At 69.2% G+C, this 22,166-nt stretch carries 22 protein-coding genes; 17 read left to right on the top strand and 5 right to left on the bottom strand.

The features are described 5' to 3' along the window. Window positions 1–53: 53 nt before the first annotated feature. Window positions 54–689: a phosphoribosyltransferase gene (locus tag ACQ1W9_RS08940; RefSeq protein WP_431026254.1), complete on the top strand. Its 636-nt coding sequence runs from the start codon at window positions 54–56 to the stop codon at window positions 687–689. A gap of 16 nt (window positions 690–705) precedes the next feature. Here ACQ1W9_RS08940 and ACQ1W9_RS08935 read toward each other — a convergent pair whose 3' ends face one another. Then, window positions 706–1,134, bottom strand: coding sequence for a GFA family protein (locus tag ACQ1W9_RS08935; protein ID WP_346062237.1), 429 nt, complete (start codon window positions 1,132–1,134; stop codon window positions 706–708). 181 nt (window positions 1,135–1,315) lie between these two features. On the opposite strand from ACQ1W9_RS08935, the gene ACQ1W9_RS08930 reads away from it, so the two are divergent. The 3 genes from ACQ1W9_RS08930 (at window position 1,316) to ACQ1W9_RS08920 (ending at window position 4,597) form a co-directional block, all read left to right on the top strand. Continuing rightward, entirely contained in the window at window positions 1,316–2,665 is a 1,350-nt protein-coding gene (locus ACQ1W9_RS08930) for a glycine cleavage T C-terminal barrel domain-containing protein (protein ID WP_431026253.1), read from the top strand. Continuing rightward, entirely contained in the window at window positions 2,662–3,618 is a 957-nt protein-coding gene (locus ACQ1W9_RS08925) for a methylenetetrahydrofolate reductase (protein ID WP_431026252.1), read from the top strand. Before ACQ1W9_RS08930 ends, ACQ1W9_RS08925 begins: the two co-directional genes overlap by 4 nt. Window positions 3,619–3,697: 79 nt before the next feature. Beyond that, the gene (locus ACQ1W9_RS08920) at window positions 3,698–4,597 is read left to right on the top strand and encodes a YihY/virulence factor BrkB family protein (RefSeq protein WP_431026251.1); all 900 of its coding nucleotides are present in this window, start codon (window positions 3,698–3,700) and stop codon (window positions 4,595–4,597) included. A gap of 19 nt (window positions 4,598–4,616) precedes the next feature. On the opposite strand, the gene ACQ1W9_RS08915 is transcribed toward ACQ1W9_RS08920, so the two are convergent. Beyond that, window positions 4,617–5,147: a DUF1269 domain-containing protein gene (locus ACQ1W9_RS08915; protein ID WP_431026250.1), complete on the bottom strand. Its 531-nt coding sequence runs from the start codon at window positions 5,145–5,147 to the stop codon at window positions 4,617–4,619. Window positions 5,148–5,258: 111 nt separating this feature from the next. Next, window positions 5,259–5,468, bottom strand: a complete 210-nt coding sequence (locus ACQ1W9_RS08910; RefSeq protein WP_431026249.1) for a DUF6494 family protein — start codon at window positions 5,466–5,468, stop codon at window positions 5,259–5,261. 150 nt (window positions 5,469–5,618) lie between these two features. Here ACQ1W9_RS08910 and ACQ1W9_RS08905 point away from each other — a divergent pair, with 150 nt between their 5' ends. Together ACQ1W9_RS08905 and ACQ1W9_RS08900 are read left to right on the top strand one after the other, a co-directional pair. Further along, on the top strand, window positions 5,619–6,035 hold the full coding sequence (locus tag ACQ1W9_RS08905; protein WP_431026248.1) for a ketosteroid isomerase-related protein: 417 nt from the start codon (window positions 5,619–5,621) through the stop codon (window positions 6,033–6,035). Between the two features lie 106 nt (window positions 6,036–6,141). Further along, the gene (locus ACQ1W9_RS08900) at window positions 6,142–9,237 is read left to right on the top strand and encodes a transglycosylase domain-containing protein (protein WP_431026247.1); all 3,096 of its coding nucleotides are present in this window, start codon (window positions 6,142–6,144) and stop codon (window positions 9,235–9,237) included. On the opposite strand, the gene ACQ1W9_RS08895 is transcribed toward ACQ1W9_RS08900, so the two are convergent. Then, window positions 9,174–9,503, bottom strand: coding sequence for a hypothetical protein (locus tag ACQ1W9_RS08895; RefSeq protein WP_431026246.1), 330 nt, complete (start codon window positions 9,501–9,503; stop codon window positions 9,174–9,176). The genes ACQ1W9_RS08900 and ACQ1W9_RS08895 overlap by 64 nt on opposite strands. 140 nt (window positions 9,504–9,643) lie before the next feature. Here ACQ1W9_RS08895 and ACQ1W9_RS08890 point away from each other — a divergent pair, with 140 nt between their 5' ends. The 11 genes from ACQ1W9_RS08890 to ACQ1W9_RS08840 all read left to right on the top strand — a co-directional run bounded on the left by ACQ1W9_RS08890 (window position 9,644) and on the right by ACQ1W9_RS08840 (window position 20,950). Then, window positions 9,644–10,108 carry an aminoacyl-tRNA deacylase gene (locus ACQ1W9_RS08890; RefSeq protein ID WP_346062228.1) on the top strand — a complete coding sequence of 155 codons (465 nt, stop codon included), beginning with the start codon at window positions 9,644–9,646 and terminating at the stop codon, window positions 10,106–10,108. 98 nt (window positions 10,109–10,206) lie between these two features. Then, window positions 10,207–11,676 (top strand): tRNA uracil 4-sulfurtransferase ThiI, encoded by a 1,470-nt coding sequence (thiI, locus tag ACQ1W9_RS08885; protein WP_431026245.1) that lies wholly within the window; start codon window positions 10,207–10,209, stop codon window positions 11,674–11,676. 353 nt (window positions 11,677–12,029) lie between these two features. Then, the gene (gene metG, locus ACQ1W9_RS08880) at window positions 12,030–14,072 is read left to right on the top strand and encodes a methionine--tRNA ligase (RefSeq protein ID WP_431026244.1); all 2,043 of its coding nucleotides are present in this window, start codon (window positions 12,030–12,032) and stop codon (window positions 14,070–14,072) included. Between the two features lie 43 nt (window positions 14,073–14,115). Continuing rightward, window positions 14,116–14,697 carry an electron transport complex subunit RsxA gene (gene rsxA, locus ACQ1W9_RS08875; protein ID WP_431026243.1) on the top strand — a complete coding sequence of 194 codons (582 nt, stop codon included), beginning with the start codon at window positions 14,116–14,118 and terminating at the stop codon, window positions 14,695–14,697. 50 nt (window positions 14,698–14,747) lie between these two features. Beyond that, window positions 14,748–15,344 (top strand): electron transport complex subunit RsxB, encoded by a 597-nt coding sequence (gene rsxB / locus ACQ1W9_RS08870; RefSeq protein ID WP_431026242.1) that lies wholly within the window; start codon window positions 14,748–14,750, stop codon window positions 15,342–15,344. Beyond that, on the top strand, window positions 15,341–17,062 hold the full coding sequence (gene rsxC, locus ACQ1W9_RS08865) for an electron transport complex subunit RsxC (RefSeq protein ID WP_431026241.1): 1,722 nt from the start codon (window positions 15,341–15,343) through the stop codon (window positions 17,060–17,062). Before rsxB ends, rsxC begins: the two co-directional genes overlap by 4 nt. A gap of 82 nt (window positions 17,063–17,144) precedes the next feature. Then, window positions 17,145–18,173 (top strand): RnfABCDGE type electron transport complex subunit D, encoded by a 1,029-nt coding sequence (locus ACQ1W9_RS08860; protein WP_431026240.1) that lies wholly within the window; start codon window positions 17,145–17,147, stop codon window positions 18,171–18,173. Further along, on the top strand, window positions 18,170–18,805 hold the full coding sequence (gene rsxG, locus ACQ1W9_RS08855) for an electron transport complex subunit RsxG (protein ID WP_431026239.1): 636 nt from the start codon (window positions 18,170–18,172) through the stop codon (window positions 18,803–18,805). Before ACQ1W9_RS08860 ends, rsxG begins: the two co-directional genes overlap by 4 nt. After that, entirely contained in the window at window positions 18,802–19,494 is a 693-nt protein-coding gene (locus tag ACQ1W9_RS08850; protein WP_431026238.1) for an electron transport complex subunit E, read from the top strand. Before rsxG ends, ACQ1W9_RS08850 begins: the two co-directional genes overlap by 4 nt. Before the next feature lie 10 nt (window positions 19,495–19,504). After that, window positions 19,505–20,140 (top strand): endonuclease III, encoded by a 636-nt coding sequence (gene nth / locus ACQ1W9_RS08845; RefSeq protein WP_431026237.1) that lies wholly within the window; start codon window positions 19,505–19,507, stop codon window positions 20,138–20,140. A 66-nt stretch (window positions 20,141–20,206) separates the two neighbouring features. Next, complete coding sequence (locus ACQ1W9_RS08840; protein WP_431026236.1) at window positions 20,207–20,950, top strand: YdcF family protein; 744 nt, start codon at window positions 20,207–20,209, stop codon at window positions 20,948–20,950. A gap of 147 nt (window positions 20,951–21,097) precedes the next feature. Here the strand turns inward: ACQ1W9_RS08840 and ACQ1W9_RS08835 are convergent, their stop codons facing one another. Beyond that, window positions 21,098–22,105, bottom strand: a complete 1,008-nt coding sequence (locus ACQ1W9_RS08835; protein ID WP_431026235.1) for an ArsA family ATPase — start codon at window positions 22,103–22,105, stop codon at window positions 21,098–21,100. Window positions 22,106–22,166: the final 61 nt, after the last annotated feature.

The raw sequence follows: 22,166 nt of genomic DNA, 5'->3' as shown, positions 1-22,166 counted from the left end.
TGGCATAGGCTCCAATCAGGCCCCTCTTCCGTCAGGTCCCCAGGAGTCACGTCATGTTCTCGCCCTTCGCCGACCGTCACGATGCCGGCCGCCAGCTGGCCGAGCGCGTTGTCGCCCTGCCCGAGGGCCCCGCCCCCATCGTCCTGGGCCTGCCCCGGGGTGGGGTGCCGGTGGCCTGGGAGATCGCCCAGACCCTGGAGGCGCCCCTCGACGTCTGGCTGGTGCGCAAGCTGGGCCTGCCCTGGAACCCGGAGGTGGCCATGGGCGCCATCGCCGAGGGCGGGGTCTGCTACCGGGATGATGCCATGATCCGCGCCCTGCGCCTCTCCGAGGACGACGTCCAGGCGGTGATCGAGGCCGAAACCACCGAGCTGGAACGCCGCCGACGGCGTTATCGGGGCGAGGTCCCGGCACCACCGCTGGAAGGGCGTCAGGTCATCCTGGTGGATGATGGCCTGGCCACCGGCGCCACCCTGGAAGCCGCGGTGGCGGCGGTGCGCCAGGCACGCCCGGCCTGGCTGGTGGTAGCGGTACCGGTGGCCGCCCCGGAGGCCCTGGCGCGCCTGGCGACACGGGTCGACACCCTGGTCTGCCTGCACCAGCCCCGCCAGTTCGCCGCCGTGGGACAGTGGTACCGGCACTTCGATCAAACCTCCGACGAGGAAGTCCTGCGCCTGCTGGGGCGTTAATTCCTCCCCACGCCACCTACTCGGGCAGGGTCTCGCCGGAGCCCCCCATGGCCGCCGGCACGTCCTTCATCTTGTCCAGCCCATCATGGATGCGCAGCACCGCCTCCTGGTAGTGCACATGCAGCCTGGGGGCGAAGGGCAGGTCGGGGATCACCGCGGCATAGACATCGATCAGCCCCATCGCCGGGTGCTCGGTCATCACATGGCCGCCGCAGCGGGTGCACCACTGACGCTGGCTGGCCGGGGTCTGGGCGTAGCTGCCCAGCAGCTCCGCCCCCTGGGTCACCTTGACGCTCTCCGGCCGCCACAGGCTGAAGGCATTGACCGGCCCCGCCGACCAGCGGCGACAGGAGTCGCAGTGACAGTAGCCCATGGCCACCGGCTCACCGCTCACCTCCAGGGTCACGGCACCGCAGAAGCAGCTGCCGGTATAATTCGCACTCATGACTCACCTCCCGGGGCAGCCCCCCATCGCCGACATGCCCCTACAGTCTAGAAGCCTGTCGGGCTCCCAGGTCGCAATAAGAACACCTTCGGCGGCAGCAGCGTCGCAATCAGCACATTCGCCGCCCATGAAGCGACACACACTGCCAGGGAGAGCCACGGCAACCCCCGGGAGGTGTGCCATGTCCGACGCGACCATCACCAATCTGAGCCCACGCCTGCGCTACGCCCGCCAACAGTGTCAGAGCATCGACCAGACGCCGCGGCGCGTCCCCATCAACCTGCGCCAGTCCGGTCCCACCCCCACCGAACTGCTGATCTCCACCCGGGTGCGCAAGTCGCCCTACTGGCACCTCTCCCAGGAGGCGGGCTGCTGGCGGGCCACCGTCTACAACCGCATGTACCACCCGCGGGGTTATGTGCGCCCCGAGGACGGCGGCGCCATGGTGGAATATCGCTCCCTGGTGGAAGACGTGACCCTGTGGAACGTGGCGGTGGAGCGTCAGATTCGCGTCAAGGGACCCGATGCCGAGGCCTTCGTCGACAAGGTCATCACCCGCAACGCCAGCGCCATCGCCCCACTGCACGGCAAGTACGTGATCCTCTGCAACGAGGAGGGAGGGATCATTAACGACCCGGTGCTGCTGCGCCTGGCCGAGGACGAGTTCTGGTTCTCGATCTCCGACAGCGACCTGGAGCTATGGCTGCGCGGGGTCAACCTGGGGCTGGGCTATGACGTCAGCATCGGCGAGATCGACGTGGCCCCGCTGCAGATCCAGGGCCCCAAGTCGGAGGCCCTGCTGGTGAACCTGGTCGGCGAGGAAGTACGTGCCCTGCCCTACTATGGCCTGCTGGAGGCGGACATCGCCGGCTGCTCGGTGGTGGTCTCCCAGACCGGCTTCACCGGCGAGAAGGGCTACGAGATCTACCTGCGTGATGCCAGCCTTCACGCCGAAACCCTCTGGGAGGCGGTGCTGGCGGCCGGGGAGAAGCACAAGCTGGCGGTGATCGCCCCCGCCCACCATCGGCGTATCGCCGCCGGCATCCTCTCCTGGGGGCAGGACCTGGATCAGGAGACCCTGCCCTTCCAGTGCAACCTGGGCTATCAGGTGCCCCGCCAGAAGGCTGTGGACTATATCGGTCGCGGCGCCCTGGAGGCGGTGCGCGCCGAACTGGACCAGGGGCGCTACCCCTTCCGGCAGACCCTGGTGGGGCTGGTGCTGGGTGGCCATCCCATCGACGACTATGCCCCCGACTTCTGGCTGATCTCCGCCAGCCAGGACGACGAGCCCATCGGCTATGTCACCTCCCCCTGGTACTCGCCGGAGCTGGGCACCAATATCGCCATGGGCTATGTGCCGGTCACCCATCAGGCGCTGGAGACGCCGCTGCGGGTCTGGCTGCCGGAGCCCTATGCCGAGCGCCCCGGCGAGCCCGTGGCGGCGCGGGTCGTGGCGCTGCCCTTCCGTGCCTCGGTCAATCCCAGCGCCCGGGAGACCGCCCGCTCCCGCGGCCAGGACTCCGCCCTATGACCGGCCCCATGAACCGCTTCGATGACCTCGCCCCCGGCCTGCTCGGGGGCACCCGCCCCGAGCGCCCCGCGGCAGACGACCCCCATGAGGGCCTGCGCCACCTGGTGCGCGACTGGTCCCTGGAGGTGACCCCACGCACCGCCGAGGCATTGACCTCGCGTCCGCCACCGGCGGGCACCCAGATCTATATTACCCACTTGCCGGGCCACCCCTTCGAGGAGGTGATCGCCACCGCCGAGCGCCTCAAGACCCAGGGCTATGACCCCATTCCCCACCTGGTGGCCCGGGCCATCCCCGACCGCGACACCCTGGAGAGCTGGCTGCTGGGGCTGACCCACCGCGCCGGGGTCGACGGGGTGCTGCTGCTGGCCGGCAGCCTGGCCGCCCCTCACGGCCCCTATGCCGACAGCCTGGCCCTGCTCGAGGCGGTCAATCTGCGCGACCACGGCATCCACCGCCTGGCCATGGCCGGCCACCCCGAGGGGCACCCCCAGGCGGATACCGCCACCCTCGACGCGGCCCTGGCGACCAAACGCGATTATGCCGCCCGCCATGGCCTCGAGGCCTGGCTGGTGACCCAGTTCCTGTTCGATGCCGAGCCGCTGCTGGCCTGGCGGCAGCGGCTCCACGACCAGGGCCTGGCGTTACCGATTCGCGCCGGCCTGCCGGGGCCGGCGAGCCTGGCCACCCTGTGGAAATACGCCCTCTCCTGCGGTATCGGCGCCTCCCGTACCGCCCTGGCCCGTCAGGGCAAGCGACTCTTCAAGCTGGCTCGCCCCCAACCACCCACGCGCCAGCTGCTGGCCCTGGCCGAGGCGGCCCCGGACGACCTGCGCCTTCACTTCTACCCCTTCGGCGGCATCGCGGCGACCCTGGACTGGGTCGAGGCCCTCGACGAGGGCCGCTTCACTCTCGAGGGGGCGGGCGATGAGCTGCGGATGACCTCCCACTGATTGCCCCGCGCACTCGCCCGGCCCGGCATGGCTGGTCTACCCTCTACGACAAGCCATGCGCTAATGCCAGGGAGGCGCGATGCACCCCAGCCACTCTCCGCGCCTGCTGACCTTCGCCCTGCGCGTGCTGTCGGCCTTCCTGCGTAATCGCGGCATCCTGCTGGCCGGCGGCGTGGGCTACAACATCCTGCTTTCCATCATTCCGCTGTTCGCCCTGCTGGTGGTGCTGCTCTCCCATCTGGTGGATGAGGGGCAATTGCTGGAACTGCTGGCCATCCAGGCACACCACCTAGCGCCGGCCCATGCCGACCTGCTGCTGGATGCCGTACGCGGCCTGATCGATAGCCGCGACGGGGTCGGCGCCCTGGGCCTGGTGGTGCTGCTGCTGTTCAGTTCCTTCGCCTTTCGCATGCTGGAGGATGCCTTGGCGATCATCTTCCACGCCCCGGACATCCACCCACCCCAGCGCAGCTTCTGGGTCTCGGTGCTGCTACCCTACGCCTTTATGCTGGTGCTGGGCGCCGCCCTGCTGGCCCTCAGCCTGCTGGCCAGCCTGGTCTCCGCCCTGGACGCCTTCTGGCAGACACTCTTCCAACGCCCCCTGCCGCTGGCCGGGCTCTCCGGCCCCATGCTTAACCTGGTGAGCTTCCTCGGCGTCTTCGCCCTGTTCGGCGCCATCTACAAGGTGTTGCCGGTGGTTCGGGTGGCGCTCGGGCGCGCCCTGGTAGGCGGCTTCGTGGCCGCCCTGCTGTGGGAGGGAGCGCGCCTGCTGCTGCTCTTCTACTTCGCCAATCTGTCGCTGGTCAACGTGGTCTACGGCTCCGTGGCGACGCTGATCGTGGTGCTGTTGAGCCTGGAGGTCGGGGCCATCATCCTGTTGCTGGGAGCCCAGGTGATTGCCGAGCTGGAACACAATGCCCGCCTGGGACTGCCCTGGCATATCGATCCCCGGCGCCAGCCGGTGACTCGGGTGGAATAGGGGTGACGTTAGTGCCCGGCTAGTCGCCGACCCCCAGATGATGCTGACGCTCGTCCCGGGTCACCTTGTCGATCACCACCTCCGGATGGTGGCGATGGATCGCCGAATAGATCTCCCGCTCGCGATCCTCGGGCACGTCCACCAGCATCAGGTAGGCGCCCCCTTCGATCTCCTTCTCGAACTTGTCGATCTTCACGTCGTGCACCGATACGCCGATCATGGTACTGGTCCAGATACCAAACAGGGCGCCGAAGACCGTCATCACCAGGACGGTCCAGCCCAGCCCGAAGCCCTGTTCGCCGAGCCCCAGGTGCACTGCCCAGCCCAGCAAGGCACCGAGCACCACGCCGTACTTGAGCCCCCTCACCCCGGCGTTGATCACATCGGAGGTCTGCCGCAGGGTGGCGTTATGCACCCCCCGCTCCCGCAGGGGCTCCCACTCCTTGCCCAGCACATGGACCTCATCCTCGGTCAGCGCCAGGTCGCTGAGCTCATGGGCGATATTGACCGTGGTATCGAGGTCGGGGGTCAGAAAATATAAGCGCTGCATCTTGCACCTCGCATTCTCCGTGGCGTCGATAGTGCGACAAAATGTCCTATTGACAAGTTCGACCATCCATCAAGATGCGGCAAATGGTAATATTCACCGACCCCGCCGGGCCTACTCCTCCAGTTCGATGTCGCCCTCGAACACCACCCGCAGCTCGAGGTCGCCCACTTCCAGGGTCATGGTCGCCGCCAGGGGGCCTTGCGACGCGATCCGCCCCTCGGCCAGGGCGGCCTCCACCGCATGCTCGATCTCCCGCTGGGCACCGATCCCGGCGCGCTTGAGGAAGCGACGAATGCTCAAGTTGAAGACTTCTTCGTTCATGGTGAACCCTCCTGTATCGGTCGCGGCCGGGGCGGGCCCCCGGGTCGCCACCAGTGCCGACCATGGCGCGACCAGGCATTACGACGGCCCCGGCCCTGTTAGCATGGCAGCGATTCGCGCCACCGGCCCAACCCGATCAGGAGTCTTCCCATGCATCCCCAGGACGTGATCCAGGCCTACTACGATGCCTTCAATGCCGGCGACATGGCGGCCTTCCTCGACCTGCTGACCGATGACGTGGCCCACGACATCAATCAGGGGGAGCGTCAGGTCGGCAAGGCCGCCTTCGCCGACTTCATGGCCCATATGAACCGCTGTTATCGGGAACGCCTCGAGGAGCTGGTGATCCTGATTCACCCAGCAGGCGACCGCGCCGCCGCGGAGTTCGTGGTACACGGCGAGTACCTGACCACGGACGAAGGGCTCCCCGAGGCTAACGGCCAGCACTATGTGCTGCCGGCCGGCGCCTTCTTTACCCTGCGCGACGGCAAGGTGGCCCGCATCAGCAACTATTACAACCTCAATGACTGGCTGGCCCAGGTCGGTGCCGACGGCATATCGGCATGAAACGTTGATAGCCTGAGTTGAGCCACCGCCTCGAAAGCCGCTGTCCTCGCGCCCATCCCGCACTACGCTAATCAGTAATAAGGCGGTTGCCATCGAGGAGAGCGGGATGGAGAGCTTGCCGAGTGCGCTCCCCGGGAGGCCTGGCCTCGCCGGGGATACCGGCCCCGGGCGGCGCTGGCCCTGGCGTTTGCTCCTGCTGGCCCTGCTGGTCCTGCTGGCCGCCGGCGTTGCCTCCCTGCTGGCGGCCGAGGCGCGCACCTCCCGCTGGCAGGCCCTGGAACTGTCCCGCTATGCCGAGACCCTCGACTACCGCCTCGCCTCAGGCCCCAGCGACAGCCTGCTCTTTCCCCACCACGGCCCCTTCAACCAGCGCTTCGGCTATGTGGATCTGCCGCGCTTCCAGGCCCGACTGGAGGAACGGGGCTATGAGGTCGCCTCTCAGGTCCGTTTCACTCCGGCCCTGCATGACTACGCCAGCCGCGGCTTCTATGTGCCCTATGAAGAGAAGACCCGTACCGGCCTGACCCTGGAAGAGTGTCGCGGCGCCCCCTACTATGCCGCCCGCCACCCTCAGCGCCACTACCCCCACTTCGCCGCCATTCCGGCGCAGGTGCTCGAGACACTGATGTTCATCGAGAATCGCGGCCTGCTCGATACCACCCACCGCTATGCCAATCCGGCGGTGGACTGGCCGCGCTTCGCCCGCGCCGCCCTCTCCCAGGTGGGGCGGGCCCTGGAACTGGAAGAGCAGAGCGCCGGCGGCAGCACCCTGGCCACCCAGATGGAGAAGTTCCGCCACTCCCCGGGGGGACGTACCGGCTCCGCCCGGGAGAAGCTACGCCAGATGATCTCGGCCAGCGTACGCACCTACCGCCAGGGACCCGAGACCCTCACCGCCCGCCAGGACCTGGCCCGGGATTACCTCAACTCGGTACCCCTGGCGGCGGCGCCGGGGTTCGGCGAAGTCCATGGCCTGGGGGATGGCCTCTGGGTCTGGTTCGGCGCCGATTTCGACGAAGTCAACCGTCTGCTGGAGCCCGCCTTCGCCACGCCTGGAGAACTGGCCCAGCGTGGTCAGGCGCTGCGTCGCGTGGTGGCACTGATGATCGCCCAGCGCCGCCCCGCCTGGTACCTCAACGGCGGCCGCGACTCCCTGGAGCACCTCACCGACAGCTACCTGCGCCTGCTCCACGAGGCGCAACTGGTGGACGGCGAGCTGCGCGACGCCGCCCTGGACCAGCGCCTGGTGTTCCGCGACTTCGACGCCGATCCGGTGACCCACCGCTTACCCACCGACAAGGGCCGCCAGGTGGCACGTACCCAACTGGCGCGCCTGCTGGGCCTCTCCTTCTACGACCTGGATCGCCTCGACCTGGAGGCCACGACCACCCTGCATGGCGAGCTCCAGGCGCGGGTCACCGACTACCTGGAGAGCCTCGCCGACCCCGAGGTGGCCGCCGAGCTGGGCATCCTCGGCCATCGCCTGCTCAGCGCCGAGCGCACCGCCGAGGTGAGCTACAGTTTCACCCTCTTCGAGCGCAGCGACGCGGGCTTCCTGGTGCGGGTACAGACCGACAACACCGGCCAGCCCTTCGATCTCAACGAGAGCAGCAAGCTGGAGCTGGGCTCCACCGCCAAGCTGCGGGTGCTGACCACCTACCTGGAGATCCTCGCCGAGCTCCACGAGCAATACTTCCCGCTGGACCCCGCGGCCCTGCGCGACCTGCCCGTGGACCGCCAGGATTCCCTGACCCGCTGGGTGGTCGACCGCCTGCTGGCCGAGCCGGAGATCACCCTGGAGACGCTGCTGGAGCAGGCCATGGCCCGCCGCTACTCCGCCAGCCCCCATGAGCGCTTCTTCACCGGCGGTGGCGAACACACCTTCAGCAACTTCCGCCGCGAGGACGATCGCCGCCGCCCCACCCTGACCGAGGCCCTGCGGGAGTCCCTCAACCTGCCTTTCGTGCGCCTGATGCGGGATATCGTCAATCACCATATCTATCGACATCCGGATCGGCGGCGCCTGCTGGAGGATGACGCTCATCCGCTGCGCATGCTCTACCTGAGCCGTTTCGCCGACCGGGAGGGCCGCGTCTTCCTGGAGCGCTTCTGGCGCAAGTACCGCGCCCTCACCCCCGAAGCGCGGCTCGAGACCCTGTTCGACGGCGTTCGCCCTCAGGCCTCGCGACTCGCCGCCGCCCACCGCTATGTGCTGCCCGACGCCGACCCCGAGACCTTCCGCGCCTTTATCCGCGAGCGCCTGGGCGACGCCGTCCCCGAGGCGCGCATCGAACGCCTCTACCATGACTATGGCCCCGGCGCCTTCGACCTCAACGACCAGGGCTATGTAGCCCGGGTCCACCCCCTGGAGCTCTGGCTGGTACGCTACCTCCAGGCGCGCCCCCAGGCCACCTATCGGGAGCTGGCATCGGCCAGCACCGGCGAGCGCCAGGCCATCTACCAATGGCTCTTCACCTCCCGGCACCGCGGCGCCCGGGACACCCGGATTCGCATCCTGCTGGAGGCGGACGCCTTCGAAGAGATCCAGGAGCGCTGGGCCCGGGTCGGCTTCCCCTTCGAGCGCCTGGTGCCCTCCCTGGCCACCGCCATCGGCAGCTCCGGGGATCGCCCGGCGTCCCTGGCCGAACTGGTGGGCATCATCCTCAACGATGGCGTGCGCCTGCCGACCCTGCGTATCGACGGCCTGCACTTCGCCGCCGACACCCCCTACGAGACCCGCCTGATCCCCGCCCGGGACGCCGGCGAACGGGTCATGGCGCCTCAGGTGGCCGCCACCCTGCGCCGGGCCCTGGCCCAGGTGGTGGAAGCCGGCACGGCCCGGCGCCTGGCGGGCAGCTTCCAGGCCCAGGACGGCACGCCCCTGGCCCTGGGGGGCAAGACCGGCACCGGCGACAACCGCATCGAGACCCGGGGGCGAAGCGGGCAACTCCTCGATTCCCGGGCCCGCAACCGCACCGCCACCTTCGTCTTCTATCTAGGGGATGATCACTTCGGCACCCTGACCGCCTTCGTGCCCGGCCGCGGCTCCGACGACTTCGGCTTCACCTCGGCACTGCCGGTGCAGATCTTCAAGGGCATGGAACCGATCCTCAGCCGCCATCTGGAACGGGGCTGCGGTCAATCCGCCGCCAGCGGGCTGATGGTCTCCAGCGACAGGGAGCGTCCCGACGCCGGGGCATAACGGAAGGTCCCCACGGCGCGCACCTCCTGCCCCAGCAGGGGCGCCGCCATCGCCGGAGGAAACAGCTCCACCCGGTTGAGCGCCTCGTCCTCGATCCAGTAGTGCAGCGGCGCCTCGAAGTGGCGCACCACCCCCTGGGTCGCCACCCGTTGCCCATCGAAGCCCTCCGGGTCGGCCACCAGCATCTGCAGGGGCGCCTCCCGGGGCGAGGCCTCGCCGCCGCAGCCCACCAGGACCAGCAGCAAGGCGGCAAGTCGCGTGCTCATTTCGCCTCCTCGATCGGGTTCGCCGCCCGCGGGCGGACTATGCTTGTGAAGAGGCCAAGGGTGTCATGGCCTCGTGCGGCGCAAGGAGGCATCCCCCCTCTTCACCCCGGCCCGACGGCCGAAGGAGCCTCACCATGGCCATGGCAATGACGCTTCGGGAGTACCTCCGCTCCCAGGATATCGACTACGAAGAAGTGCGCCACCCCCGCGCGGTGAGCACCGACCATATCGCCGAGCAGACCCATATCACCGGCGATCAGTTGGCCAAGGCGGTGATGCTGCATGGCGACACCGGCAATCGCCTGGCGGTGGTGCCCGGCAGTTGCGATGTCGATATGGTACGCCTCACCGAACTGATGCATGAACGCCTGAGACTCGCCTCCGAGGAGGAGATCAAGCGCCACTTCGATGACTGCGACCCCGGCGCCACCACGCCCCTGGGCCAGGCCTACGGCCTGGAGGTCTGGGTCGACGATAGCCTCACCGCCGAGCCGGATATCTACTTCGAGGCGGGCGACCACGAGACCCTGGTGCATATGAGTGGCCGCGATTTCCAGAAACTGATGGCCAGCATGCCCCATGGCCATTTCAGCCTGCACCACTGAGCCATGCCGCCACCGCCGGGTGGCGGCGCTTTTTGCGGGCCCGCGGCCGAGCGGGTAGAATGCCGCCCCCACCCGCCAGCCCAAGCTCGTCGATCCTCATGAATTATCTGATCAAGCTGTTTCCCGAGATCACCATCAAGTCCAAGTCGGCCCGCAAGAACCTGATCAAGTGCCTGCGCCGTAACCTGCGCAAGGTGGTGGACGACCATGACCGGGAGGCACGCCTGAGCGCGTCCTGGGACGCCATCGAGATCGCCCTGAGCCAGCCGCTGGAGGCCGAGGCGCTGGCCGAGTTCGAGGCCAGCCTGGGGCGGGTGCCCGGCATCCACGAGGTGCTGGCGGTGGAGAACTCTCCACTGGGCGACTTCGAGGCCATCGCCGAGCGGGTGCTGCCGCTGTGGCTGCCACGCATCGCCGGCAAGTCCTTCCGGGTGCGGGTCAAGCGCAAGGGCAAGCACGACTTCACCTCCGCGGATCTGGAGCGCCACCTGGGGGGCAAGCTGCTGGCCGGCGCCGACGACGCCCGGGTCGACCTCTCCCGCCCCGAGGTGACCCTGGCGCTGGAGGTCAACCGTGAGCGCCTGCAGTTGATCGGCCGCCGCTGGCCGGGCCTCGGCGGCTACCCCCTGGGCACCCAGGAGAGCGCCCTGGTGCTGATGTCCGGTGGCTATGACTCCCCGGTGGCGGCCTATCGCATGATGCGCCGCGGGGTGAAGAGCCACTTCCTGTTCTTCAACCTGGGCGGCCCCGCCCATGAGCAGGGGGTGCGCGCCATCAGCCACTACCTCTGGCAGCGCTACAGCCCCACCCACAAGGTGAACTTTATCTCGGTGCCCTTCGAGGGGGTGGTCAAGGAGATCCTCACCACCATTCCCGATCACCTGATGGGGGTGGTACTCAAGCGCATGATGCTGCGGGTCGCCGAGCGGGTCGCCGCCCGGGCGCGGATTCCCGCCCTGGTCACCGGCGAGGCGATCGCCCAGGTCTCCAGCCAGAGCCTGCATAACCTGGCGATGATCGATGGGGTCACCGAACGCCTGGTGCTGCGCCCGGTGGTCGCCGACGACAAGCAGACGATCATCGACGAGGCGCGCCGGATCGGCACCGCCGCCTTCTCCGAGACCATGCCGGAGTACTGCGGGGTGATCTCCAACCGCCCCAGCCTCAAGGTCAAGCGCGGCGAACTGGAGGCCGCCGAGGCCGCCTTCGACTTCGGCGTGCTGGACGCGGCCCTGGAGGCGGCCACTCGTACCCGCTCGGATCGCCTGATCGTCGACCAGGCCAGCCTGCCGGAGATCACCACCCTGGATGGCGAGGCCGCCCTGGCCGAGGCGCCCAGGGTCAGCGTGATCGATATCCGCCACCCGGACGAGCGCGAGGCCGCGCCTTTGTCGCTGCCCGACACCGAGCTGCTGGCCATCCCCTTCTTCGAGCTCCAGGAGCGCGCCTTGGATCTGCCCCGGGATCGCCACTACCTGCTCTACTGCGACCAGGGGGTGATGAGCCGCATGCAGGCCCTGCACCTGGCCGATCAGGGCCTCGCGCATTTCGGCGTCTATCGCCGTTAGTGCCGGCTGTCGAGGGGCCGGGGTATTCTGGGGGCAGCTTGAATAACCTCCCGCAGGGCGACTGCACCCAGAATGACTAAGGGGCGCTGGGGGCAGATCGGAGCAAAGCGTCTTTTTCAGGGACGAAAAAGTCGAGCGCCCAGGGAGGGGTTTACAGCGTCTTTGCGAAGGCCTGCCCCCAGGATAGCCCCGAGCCAGCAACGGCGGATGGTTATCGCTGCAATGGCCCCGGGTAATCACCGGCCCAAGGGTGCAGCCCGCCCCGAAGCCGGCTACAATCGACGCCTGATTTCACGGACATTTTCCGCGTGGGGGCGCGCCCTCCACCCAAGCACGGGAACCCAAGAGTCGCCATGTCGAATTCCGCCAGCGCTCCGCGCAAGATCCTGGTCACCAGCGCCCTGCCCTACGCCAATGGCGCCATCCACCTGGGCCACCTGCTGGAGTATATCCAGACCGATATCTGGGTGCGCTTCCAGAAGAGCCGCGGCCACCAGTGCCACTATGTCTGCGCCGACGACGCCCATGGCACCGCCATCATGCTGCGCGCCGAGCAGGAGGGCATCACCTCCGAGGCGCTGATCGACCGGGTCAGCCAGGAGCACCAGCGGGACTTCGCCCACTTCGGGGTGGCCTTCGACAACTACCACTCCACCCACTCCGACGAGAATCGCTATTTCAGCGAGCTGATCTACACCCGGCTGCGCGACAAGGGACATATCGCCACCCGCGATATCGAGCAGATGTATGACCCGGTCAAGGGCCTGTTCCTGGCCGACCGCTTTATCAAGGGCACCTGCCCCAAGTGCCAGACCGACGACCAGTATGGCGACAACTGCGAGGCCTGCGGCGCCACCTATACCCCGGCGGAGCTGATCGACCCGGTCTCGGCGATCTCCGGCGCCACCCCCGAGGTGCGTAGCTCCACCCACTACTTCTTCAAGCTGCCCGACTTCGCCGACTTCCTCGACGACTGGATCAACGACGGCCATGTCCAGCCGCAGATCCGCAACAAGCTGATGGAGTGGTTCGAAGCCGGCTTCAACGAGTGGGATATCTCCCGGGATGCCCCCTACTTCGGCTTCGAGATTCCCGATGCCCCGGGCAAGTACTTCTATGTCTGGCTGGACGCCCCCATCGGCTACCTGGCCAGTTTCCAGGCGCTGTGCGAGCGCGAGGGGCTCGACTTCGACAGCTACTGGAAGAAGGGTTCCGAGGCCGAGGTCTACCACTTTATCGGCAAGGATATCGTCTACTTCCATGCACTGTTCTGGCCGGCCATGCTGCATGGCGCCGACCTGCGCACCCCCACGGCGGTGAACTGCCACGGTTTCGTCACCGTCAACGGCGCCAAGATGTCCAAGTCCCGGGGCACCTTTATCAAGGCCGCCACCTACGCCGAGTACCTCAACCCGGAGTACCTGCGCTACTACTTCGCCGCCAAGCTCACCTCCCGGGTCGATGACCTGGACCTCAACCTCGACGACTTCGCCGCCCGGGTCAACAGCGACCTGGTGGGCAAGGTGGTCAATATCGCCAGCCGCTGCGCCGGCTTCGTCAAGAAGCTCGGCGACGGCCGGCTCTCGCCCCACTGCGCCGAGCCAGAGCGGGTGGCGCGCTTTATCGCCGCCGGCGACGAGATCGCCGACCAGTTCGAGGCCCGCGAATTCGGCCGCGCCATGCGCCTGATCATGGAGCTGGCCGACGAGGCCAACACCTATATCGCCGAGGCCGAACCCTGGGTGCTGGCCAAGCAGGAAGGCCGCGAGCAGGAGGTGCTGGATATCTGCTCGGTGGGCATCAACCTGTTCCGCCAGCTGATGGTCTACCTGGCACCGGTGGTGCCGACCATGGCCGAGGGCGCGCGGAACTTTCTCGAGCTCGACAGCCTCGATTGGGAGAGCCGTCAGGCGGTGCTGCTGGATCATGAGATCGCCAAGTTCAAGCCGCTGATGACCCGCGTCGAGCGCGACAAGATCGATGCCATGATGGCGGCCTCCAAGGAGGACCTGGTGGAAGAACAGAAACTCAAGGAGACCCCCAAGGGTCCCCTGGCCGAAGAACCCATCGGCCCCGAGATCGCCTTCGACGACTTCGCCAAGGTGGACCTGCGCATCGCCCGCATCGCCAAGGCGGAGTACGTGGAGAAGGCCGACAAGCTGCTCAAGCTGACCCTGGACCTGGGCGGCGAGAGCCGCACCGTCTTCGCCGGCATCCGCGCCGCCTATGCCCCGGAAGCCCTGGAGGGTCGCCTCACCGTGATGGTGGCCAACCTGGCGCCGCGCAAGATGCGCTTCGGCGTCTCCGAGGGCATGGTGCTGGCCGCCGGTAACGACGACGGCATCTACCTGCTGTCGCCGGACTCCGGTGCCGAGCCGGGCCAGCGGGTGCGTTAAGACCACGTAGCGGGCGGCGCCAGGCGCCGCCCCGGGGATGGTAATGAGTGACTTCCTGCTGATCCTGGTGAGCACCGCCCTGGTCAACAACTTCGTGCTGGTGCAATTCCTCGGCCTATGCCCCTTCATGGGCGTCTCCAACAAGCTGGAGTCCGCCATCGGCATGGCCGCGGCCACCACCTTCGTGTTGACCCTCTCGGCCCTGGCCAGCCACCTGGTCTTCCACCAACTGCTGGCGCCCCTGGGGCTCGAGTACCTGCGCATCATCGCCTTTATCCTGGTGATCGCCGCCGTGGTGCAGTTCACCGAGCTGATGGTGCGCAAGACCAGTCCATTGCTGCATCAGGTGCTGGGCATCTTCCTGCCGCTGATCACCACCAACTGCGCGGTGCTGGGGGTGGCGCTGCTCTCGGTGCGCCGCGAGTCGAGCCTGATCGAGGCGGGGCTCTATGGCCTGGGCGCGGCCCTGGGCTTCTCGCTGGTGCTGGTGCTCTTCGCCGCCCTGCGCGAGCGCCTGGCCCTGGCCGACGTGCCGCGCCCCTTCCACGGCGCGGCCATCGCCATGATCAGCGCCAGTCTGATGTCGCTGGCCTTTATGGGCTTCGCCGGGCTGGTACAAGGGTAGTTATGCCGGAGCGTATCGCCACCACTCCCTGTCAGGTACCGGGCTAGCCTATGCTGGAGCTCATCGCCAATCACGGCATCCTCGCCGCCATCCTGGTCCTGCTCGGCCTGGCGCTGGCCTTCGGCGCCCTGCTGGGCTTCGCCGCCGAGCGCTTCCGGGTCGAGGGCGACCCGGTGGTGGAGAAGATCGACGCCCTGCTGCCTCAGACCCAGTGCGGCCAGTGCGGCTATCCGGGCTGTCGCCCCTACGCCGAGGCGATCGGCCGGGGCGAGGCGATCAACAAGTGCCCCCCCGGGGGCGAGCCCACCATCGCCGCCCTGGCCGACCTGCTGGGGCGCGAGCCCGAACCCCTGGACGGCGAGGCCCAGGAGGAGCCCCGGGTGGCCTATATCCGCGAGGCCGAGTGCATCGGCTGCACCAAGTGCATCCAGGCCTGCCCGGTGGATGCCATCCTCGGCGCCGCCCGGCAGATGCATACGGTGATCGCCGAGGAGTGCACCGGCTGCGATCTCTGCCTGGAGCCCTGTCCGGTGGACTGCATCGAGCTGCGCCCCCGGGAGCCGGACGCCTGGTACTGGCCACAGCCCGAGCTGATCGCCAGCGATCGTCATGACCCGCCGATCATTGCGGGAGCCGCATCGAGATGAGCCGTCGCTTCGACTTTCCCGGCGGTATCACCCCGCCCGGCCGCAAGGCCCGGAGCACCCGGGAACCGCTACGCGAGGCGCCGCTGCCCCGCCGCGTGGTACTGCCCCTGGCCCAGCACCGGGGCCGGCCCGCCGAGCCCTGCGTGACCCTGGGCGAGCGGGTACGCACCGGCCAGGTGATCGCCCGCCCCCAGGGCCGGGTCTCCGCGGCCCTGCATGCCAGCATCAGCGGTACCGTCAACGCCATCGAGCCGCGCCCCATTCCTCACCCCGGCGACCTCACCGCCCCCTGCCTCGTGATCGAGGGCGACGGGAGCGATGAGTGGACCCTGATGCCGGCCCTGGATTGGCGCGCCACTGATGCCGAGGCCCTGCACCGGCGCCTCGCCGAGAGCGGCCTGGTGGGCCTGGGCGGCGCCGGCTTCCCCAGTCAAGTCAAGGCAGGCCTCGGCGAGCACCACGCCATCGATACCCTGGTGGTCAATGCCGCCGAGTGTGAGCCCTATATCAGCGCCGACGACATGACCCTGCGCCGGCATGCCGCCGAGGTGCTGGAAGGCGCCCGGCTGCTGGCCCATCTGCTGGGCGCCGGGCGGATCCTGGTGGGCATCGAGGATGACAAACCCGAAGCGCTCGCCGCCCTGAACACGGCGATCGCCGCCTCCGAGAGTACGCCCATCATCGAGCTAAAGGTGATCGAGACCCGTTACCCCAGCGGCGGCGAGAACCAGCTGATTCGCCGCCTGCTGGGGCGCCAGGTGCCCAGTGGCGGCCTGCCCGCCGATGTGGGTGTGGTCTGCCATAACCCCGGCACCCTGCGGGCGGCCCTCGAGGCGGTGCGCGACGGCCGTCCCCTGGTCTCCCGGGTGGTGACCCTGACCGGCGAGGCCCTGGCACGCCCCGGCAACGTGGTCGCCCGCCTGGGCACGTCGCTGGCCGAGTTGCTCGATGATGCCGGCCTCGACCGCGACCGCCTGGCCAGACTGGTGATGGGCGGCCCGCTGATGGGTCAGCCCCTGGCGCGCCTGGACCTGCCGCTGATCAAGACCGCCAACTGCCTGATCGCCGCCAGCGCCGAGGAGCTGCCGGCGCCGCCCCCGCCGCGCCCCTGCATCCGCTGCGGCGACTGCGAGGCAGCCTGCCCGGTGGCCCTGGCCCCCCAGCGGCTGTTCGCCTTCGCCCAGGCGGACGCCGACGACAAGGCCCGGGAGCTGGCGCTGTTCGACTGCATCGAGTGCGGGGCCTGCGACTATGTGTGCCCCAGCCATCTGCCCCTGGTGGCCCAGTTCCGCGCCGCCAAGGATCGCCTGCGCCACAAGGACGCCGAGGCCCGCCGCGCCGAGCGGGCCCGCCACCGCTATGAGTGCCGCCAGGCGCGCCTGGAGCGCGAGGCCGCCGAGAAGGAGGCTCGGCGCCAGGCGCGGCGCCAGGCGGCCAGCCGGCCGGCATCCCAAGCCACGCCCCGAGGCGGCGCCGACGGCCAGGAGGCGGTCAAGAGCCTGCGCATCGCCCAGGCCGCCGCCAAGGCGGCGCTGCGCAAGGCGGAGCGCGCCCTGGCCCGGGCCAGCGATGCCGACGAAGCGACCCTGGCGGACCTGGAGACCCAGCGCGCCACCGCCGAGGAGCACCTCAAGGCCGCCGAGGCCCGCCTCGAGATGGCCCAGACCCAGGGCAACGGCCAGGACGATGCTCAGAGCAGCACCGAGGAGCGCCCATGAGCCCGATCCATGACGGCTCGGCCCAGGCGGGCGCACAGAACGAATCCCGCCACGCCCCCCAGCACAGTGCCGAGGAGCGCCCATGAGTCTGATGCATGCCAGCACCGCCCACTCCTCCCCCGGCACCCCCGAGATCATGCGCTGGGTACTGCTGGCCACCCTGCCCGGCATCGCCCTGATGACCTGGCACTTCGGCTGGGGCGTGCTCGCCAATGTGCTGGTGGCGGGGAGCCTGGCCATGGCCCTGGAGGCGCTGATGCTGCGCCTGCGCGGGCGTGCGGTGCGCACCACCCTGGCCGACCATAGCGCCCTGGTCAGCGGCGTGCTGCTGGGCGCCGCCCTGCCGCCCTTCGCCCCCTGGTGGCTGCTGCTGGTGGGCGTCACCGCGGCCATCGTGGTGGCCAAGCACCTCTACGGCGGCCTGGGCCAGAACCTCTTCAACCCCGCCATGGTGGGCTATGCCCTGCTGCTGATCGCCTTCCCGGTGCCCATGACCCAGTGGGTGGCGCCGCTGGGGCTGAGCGGCCCCGAGGCCCTGTCGCCCCTGGAGGCGCTGCGCCTGCTGGTCGGCCTGGGGCCGGGGCTCGATGCGCTGAGCGGCGCCACCCCCCTGGACGCCTTCAAGCACAAGCCCCCGGGGCTGATGGCCCATGAGTTCTGGGCCGGCGAGCCGCTGCCCGCCGGGGCCCAGGCCGCCTGGCGAGACGTTGCCCTGGGCTGGCTGGCCGGCGGCGTCCTGCTGCTGTGGCGACGGCTGATCGACTGGCGCATCCCCCTGGCCCTGCTCGGCAGCCTGACGCTGCTGTCGGGCCTGCTCTATGCCGGCGACCCCAGCCAGTACGGTTCCCCCGCCTTTCATCTGTTCTCCGGGGCGGCCATCTTCGGCGCCTTCTTTATCGCCACCGACCCGGTGAGCGCCGCCGCCGGTCGCCGCGGTCGCTGGCTCTATGGCGCCGCCATCGGCGTGCTGGTGGTGGTGATCCGTACCCAGGGCGCCTATCCGGACGCCATCGCCTTCGCCGTGCTGCTGATGAACTTCGCCGTGCCGCTGATCGATCATCTCCTGCCGCCCCGGCCCCTGGGACGGCGCCATCGGGAGACCTCGCCATGAGCCTGCTGCCCGCCATTCGCCGCGCCAGCCTGGGCCTCGGCCTCTTCGCCCTGATCACCGCCGGGGTGGTGGCCGGCACCCGGGCACTCACCGCCGAGCGCATCGCCGAGAACCAGCGCGCCGAGGAGTACCGGCTACTGCGGGAGGTGCTGCCCGAGTCGCTGCGTGACCTGCCGGTGGAGACCGTGCTGGCGGGGCGGCTGACCCTGCCCGCCAGCGAGGCGGTGGGTCAGCGGGTGCCCTTCGCGGCCTGGCGAGTCGAGCGTGACGGCCGGGCGGCGCTGATCCTGCCGGTGGTGGCCCAGGGCTATGGCGGCCCCATCCATCTGCTGGTGGGCATCGACCGGGAGGGCCAGTTGGGCGGCGTGCGCGTCAGCCGCCACCAGGAGACCCCGGGGCTCGGCGATCCCATCGAGCGGCGCAAGAGCGACTGGATCCTCGCCTTCGAGGGCGCCAGCCTCGAGGCCCCGCCCCGGGAACGCTGGGCGGTGCACCCGGATGGCGGCGACTTCGACAGCTTCACCGGCGCCACCATCACCCCCCGGGCGGTGGTCGCGGCGGTCAGGCGCGCCCTGGAGTACGTGGACGCCGAGGGCGAGGCCCTCTTCCAGGATAAGGAGGCCCGGCCATGAGCCCCCCCAATCTCTCGACCCTGGCCCGGGACGGCCTCTGGGACAACAACCCGGCCCTGGTGCAGCTGCTGGGGCTCTGCCCGCTGTTGGCGGTCAGCGCCAGCGTGGTCAACGCCCTGGGCCTGGCCCTGGCCACCCTGGGGGTGCTGATGGGCAGCAACCTGGCGGTATCGCTGATTCGCCAGCGGGTGCCCGCGGCGGTGCGCCTGCCCGCCTTCGTGATGATTATCGCCGCCTTCGTCACCTGCGCCGACCTGCTGATGGCCGCCTACGCCTATGAGCTGCACAAGGTGCTGGGGATCTTTATTCCGCTGATCGTCACCAACTGCGCCATCCTGGGCCGCGCCGACGCCTTCGCCGCCCGCCAGCCGCCGCTGCCGGCGCTACTCGACGGCCTGATGATGGGGCTCGGCTTCGGCGCCGTCCTGGTACTGCTGGGGGCCATCCGCGAGCTGTTCGGCCAGGGCAGCCTCTTCGCCGGCCTCGACCTGCTGCTGGGCCCCATCGCCGCCGACTGGCAACTGACCCTGATTCCCGATTACGACTTCCTCTTCCTGGTGCTGCCCCCCGGGGCCTTCTTCGCCGCGGGGCTGCTGATCGCCCTGAAGAACGCCATCGACGACCGGCGCCGCCGGGCCGCCGCGCCCACGCCCCGGGAGCGCATTCGCGTCACCGGCACCCCACGCTGACGAGGCCCTGATGAACGCCGAGAAACGCTTCGAGATCTTCGCGCGGCTGCGCGACCACAACCCCGAGCCCACCACCGAGCTCGACTGGAGCAGCCCCTTCGAACTGCTCACCGCGGTGCTGCTCTCCGCCCAGGCCACCGACGTGGGGGTCAACAAGGCCACCGCCCGCCTCTTTCCCCTGGCCAATACCCCCCAGGCGATCCTCGACCTGGGCCTCGACGGCCTCAAGGAGCACATCAAGACCATCGGCCTCTACAACACCAAGGCCGAGAACCTGATGAAGACCTGCCGCATCCTGCTCGACCGCCACGGCGGCGAGGTGCCGCGGACCCGGGCCGCCCTGGAGGCGCTGCCGGGGGTGGGGCGCAAGACCGCCAACGTCATCCTCAACACCGCCTTCGGCCAGCCCACCATCGCCGTGGACACCCATATCTTCCGGGTCGCCAACCGCACCGGCATCGCCAAGGGCAAGGACGTGCTGGAGGTGGAGAAGAAGCTGCTGCGCCATGTGCCCCGGGAGTTCCGCCAGGACGCCCACCACTGGCTGATCCTGCATGGCCGCTACACCTGCGTGGCCCGCAGGCCCCGCTGCGGCAGCTGCGTGATCGAGGACCTCTGCGAGTTCAAGGATAAGGTCGAGCTCTAGGAGCACCTTGTCAGCCACCTGCCATACTGGGCCATATCCGGGTCACCCCACTGGTCGGAGGTCTCGATGGTCGCCCTCAAGTACCTGCTGCTGCCGCCGCTGATCAACCTGCTGCTGGTCCTGCTGGGCCTGGCCCTGGGGCCGCGGCGCCTGGCGGGCGGGCTACTGCTGGCCCTGGGGCTGGCGAGCCTGGCCCTGCTGGCCACCCCCATGGCCAGTCACCTGCTGCGCCAGGGCCTGGAGTCCCATCCGGTGATTGGTCCCGGCCAGTGGCGCCAGGCCCAGGCCATCGTCATCCTGGGGGGCGGTCGCGACTACGACGCCGCCGAGTTCGGCTGGGGGGACGCGCCCTCGGATGCCAGCTGGCGGCGCCTGGCCTATGGCGCCAAGCTGCACCGCGACAGCGGCCTGCCGATCCTGGTCAGCGGCGGCCGGGTGCACGACGAGCACAGCGCCGAAGCGAGCCTGATGGCCGCGGCCCTGCGCGAGGTGTTTCGGGTGCCGGTGCGCTGGATGGAAGGCGAGAGTCGCAATACCGCCGAGAATGCCCGCTTCAGCGCGCGGATGCTCGGCAATGACGGCATCACCCGGGTGGCCCTGGTCTCCCAGGCCTGGCACCTGCCCCGGGCGGTGGCGGCGTTCGAGGCGGCGGGGCTGACGGTGATTCCCGCCCCCACCGGCTTCGCCAGCGCCCCGCCCCCGGGCCTCCATGCCTGGCTACCGCGAGCCTATCACCTCAACCAGAGCAGCCGCGCCCTCCACGAGTGGCTGGGGCTCGCCTGGCAGCGGCTGAGCAAGCGACTGCCCTAGCCTTGCGTGCCGGGCGTATCAGCGCGACCCAGGAACGAATGGCGGGGGCGCGGCGGGCCGTGGCTACGACGACAATTTCGCCCGGGGCCGCTGTACACTCCGGGCAGAGTCGGCGCCGCCGAAGAAACAAGATAACGGTATAAGAACCTAGAAGCCGGCGTCTTCCAGGCGTCGGGCCATCTGCTCCAGCGCCTCGATGCCCTGGACGTCACTCGCCAGCAGCGGCAGGCGCGGCCGCGGCAGGTGCCTGAGCTCGTCATCGATACGCGCCAGGTAACTGGCCTCCTGAGCGCGGCGGGCGGCCAGGAAGCGACCATCGGCCTCCGCGGGAATCACCCGGTTGACCAGGGTGCCCGCCACCGGGATCTTCGCCTCCTCCAGGGCCGCCACGGCGCGCACCGTTTCCAGGATCGGCAGCCGCTCCGGGGTCAGCACGAAGAGGAAGCCGGTATGCTCGACGTCCTCGATGCGCCGTCGGGCCTGGTGAAAGAGCCGTCGCCGGGTGATCAGGGTCTGGGCCACCTCCCGGGTGCGTTCATCCAGGTCGCTCAAGGGGTCTTCCTGGGGATCGTCGAAGGGGGTCGCCAGGTCCCGCCCCCGCTTGGGGGTCAGGTGGGAGAGCACCTTGCCCAGTTCCTCGGACTTGCGGTTATGGGCCAGCAGGCCGTCGGTCCAGGCCGCCATGGCCTCGGGCAGGCTCAGCAGGCGCAGGGTATGGCCGGTGGGGGCGGTGTCGATGATCACCAGATCATAGGGGGCCTCGTCATCGGTGATCAACCGCGCCAGCCGCTCCAGCAGGGCCGCCTCCTGGGTGCCCGGCGACTGCCGGGTCAGGCGCATCTGGCGCTCTAGTTCCGCCATCATCTGCGGGGCGGCATAGCGGCGCATCTGCTCGATCACCCGGGCCAGGTGCGCCTCTACCTCAACGTCCGGGTCGATCTCCAGGGCATCCAGCCCCGCCAGCAGGCGCCGGGGGCGATCCCCCAGCTCCCGGTCGAAGGCATCGCCCAGGCTATGGGCCGGGTCGGTGGAGACCACCAGCACCCGCTTGCCGCGGCGCGCCGCCAGCACCGCCAGCGATGCCGAGACGGTGGTCTTGCCGACACCGCCCTTGCCGCCCACCCAGAGCAGGCGTTTATCCAGTAGCGCTTTCATCAGGGATTCCATGCTGAATCAGCCGCGAGACACAAGCCGCCAAGCGGCCAAGAAATAAATG

Origin of the sequence: Halomonas sp. H5 (genome assembly GCF_050613175.1) — a bacterium.
In the GTDB taxonomy this organism is placed as follows: domain Bacteria; phylum Pseudomonadota; class Gammaproteobacteria; order Pseudomonadales; family Halomonadaceae; genus Bisbaumannia; species Bisbaumannia salifodinae.
This window is presented reverse-complemented; position numbering and strand designations above follow the sequence as displayed.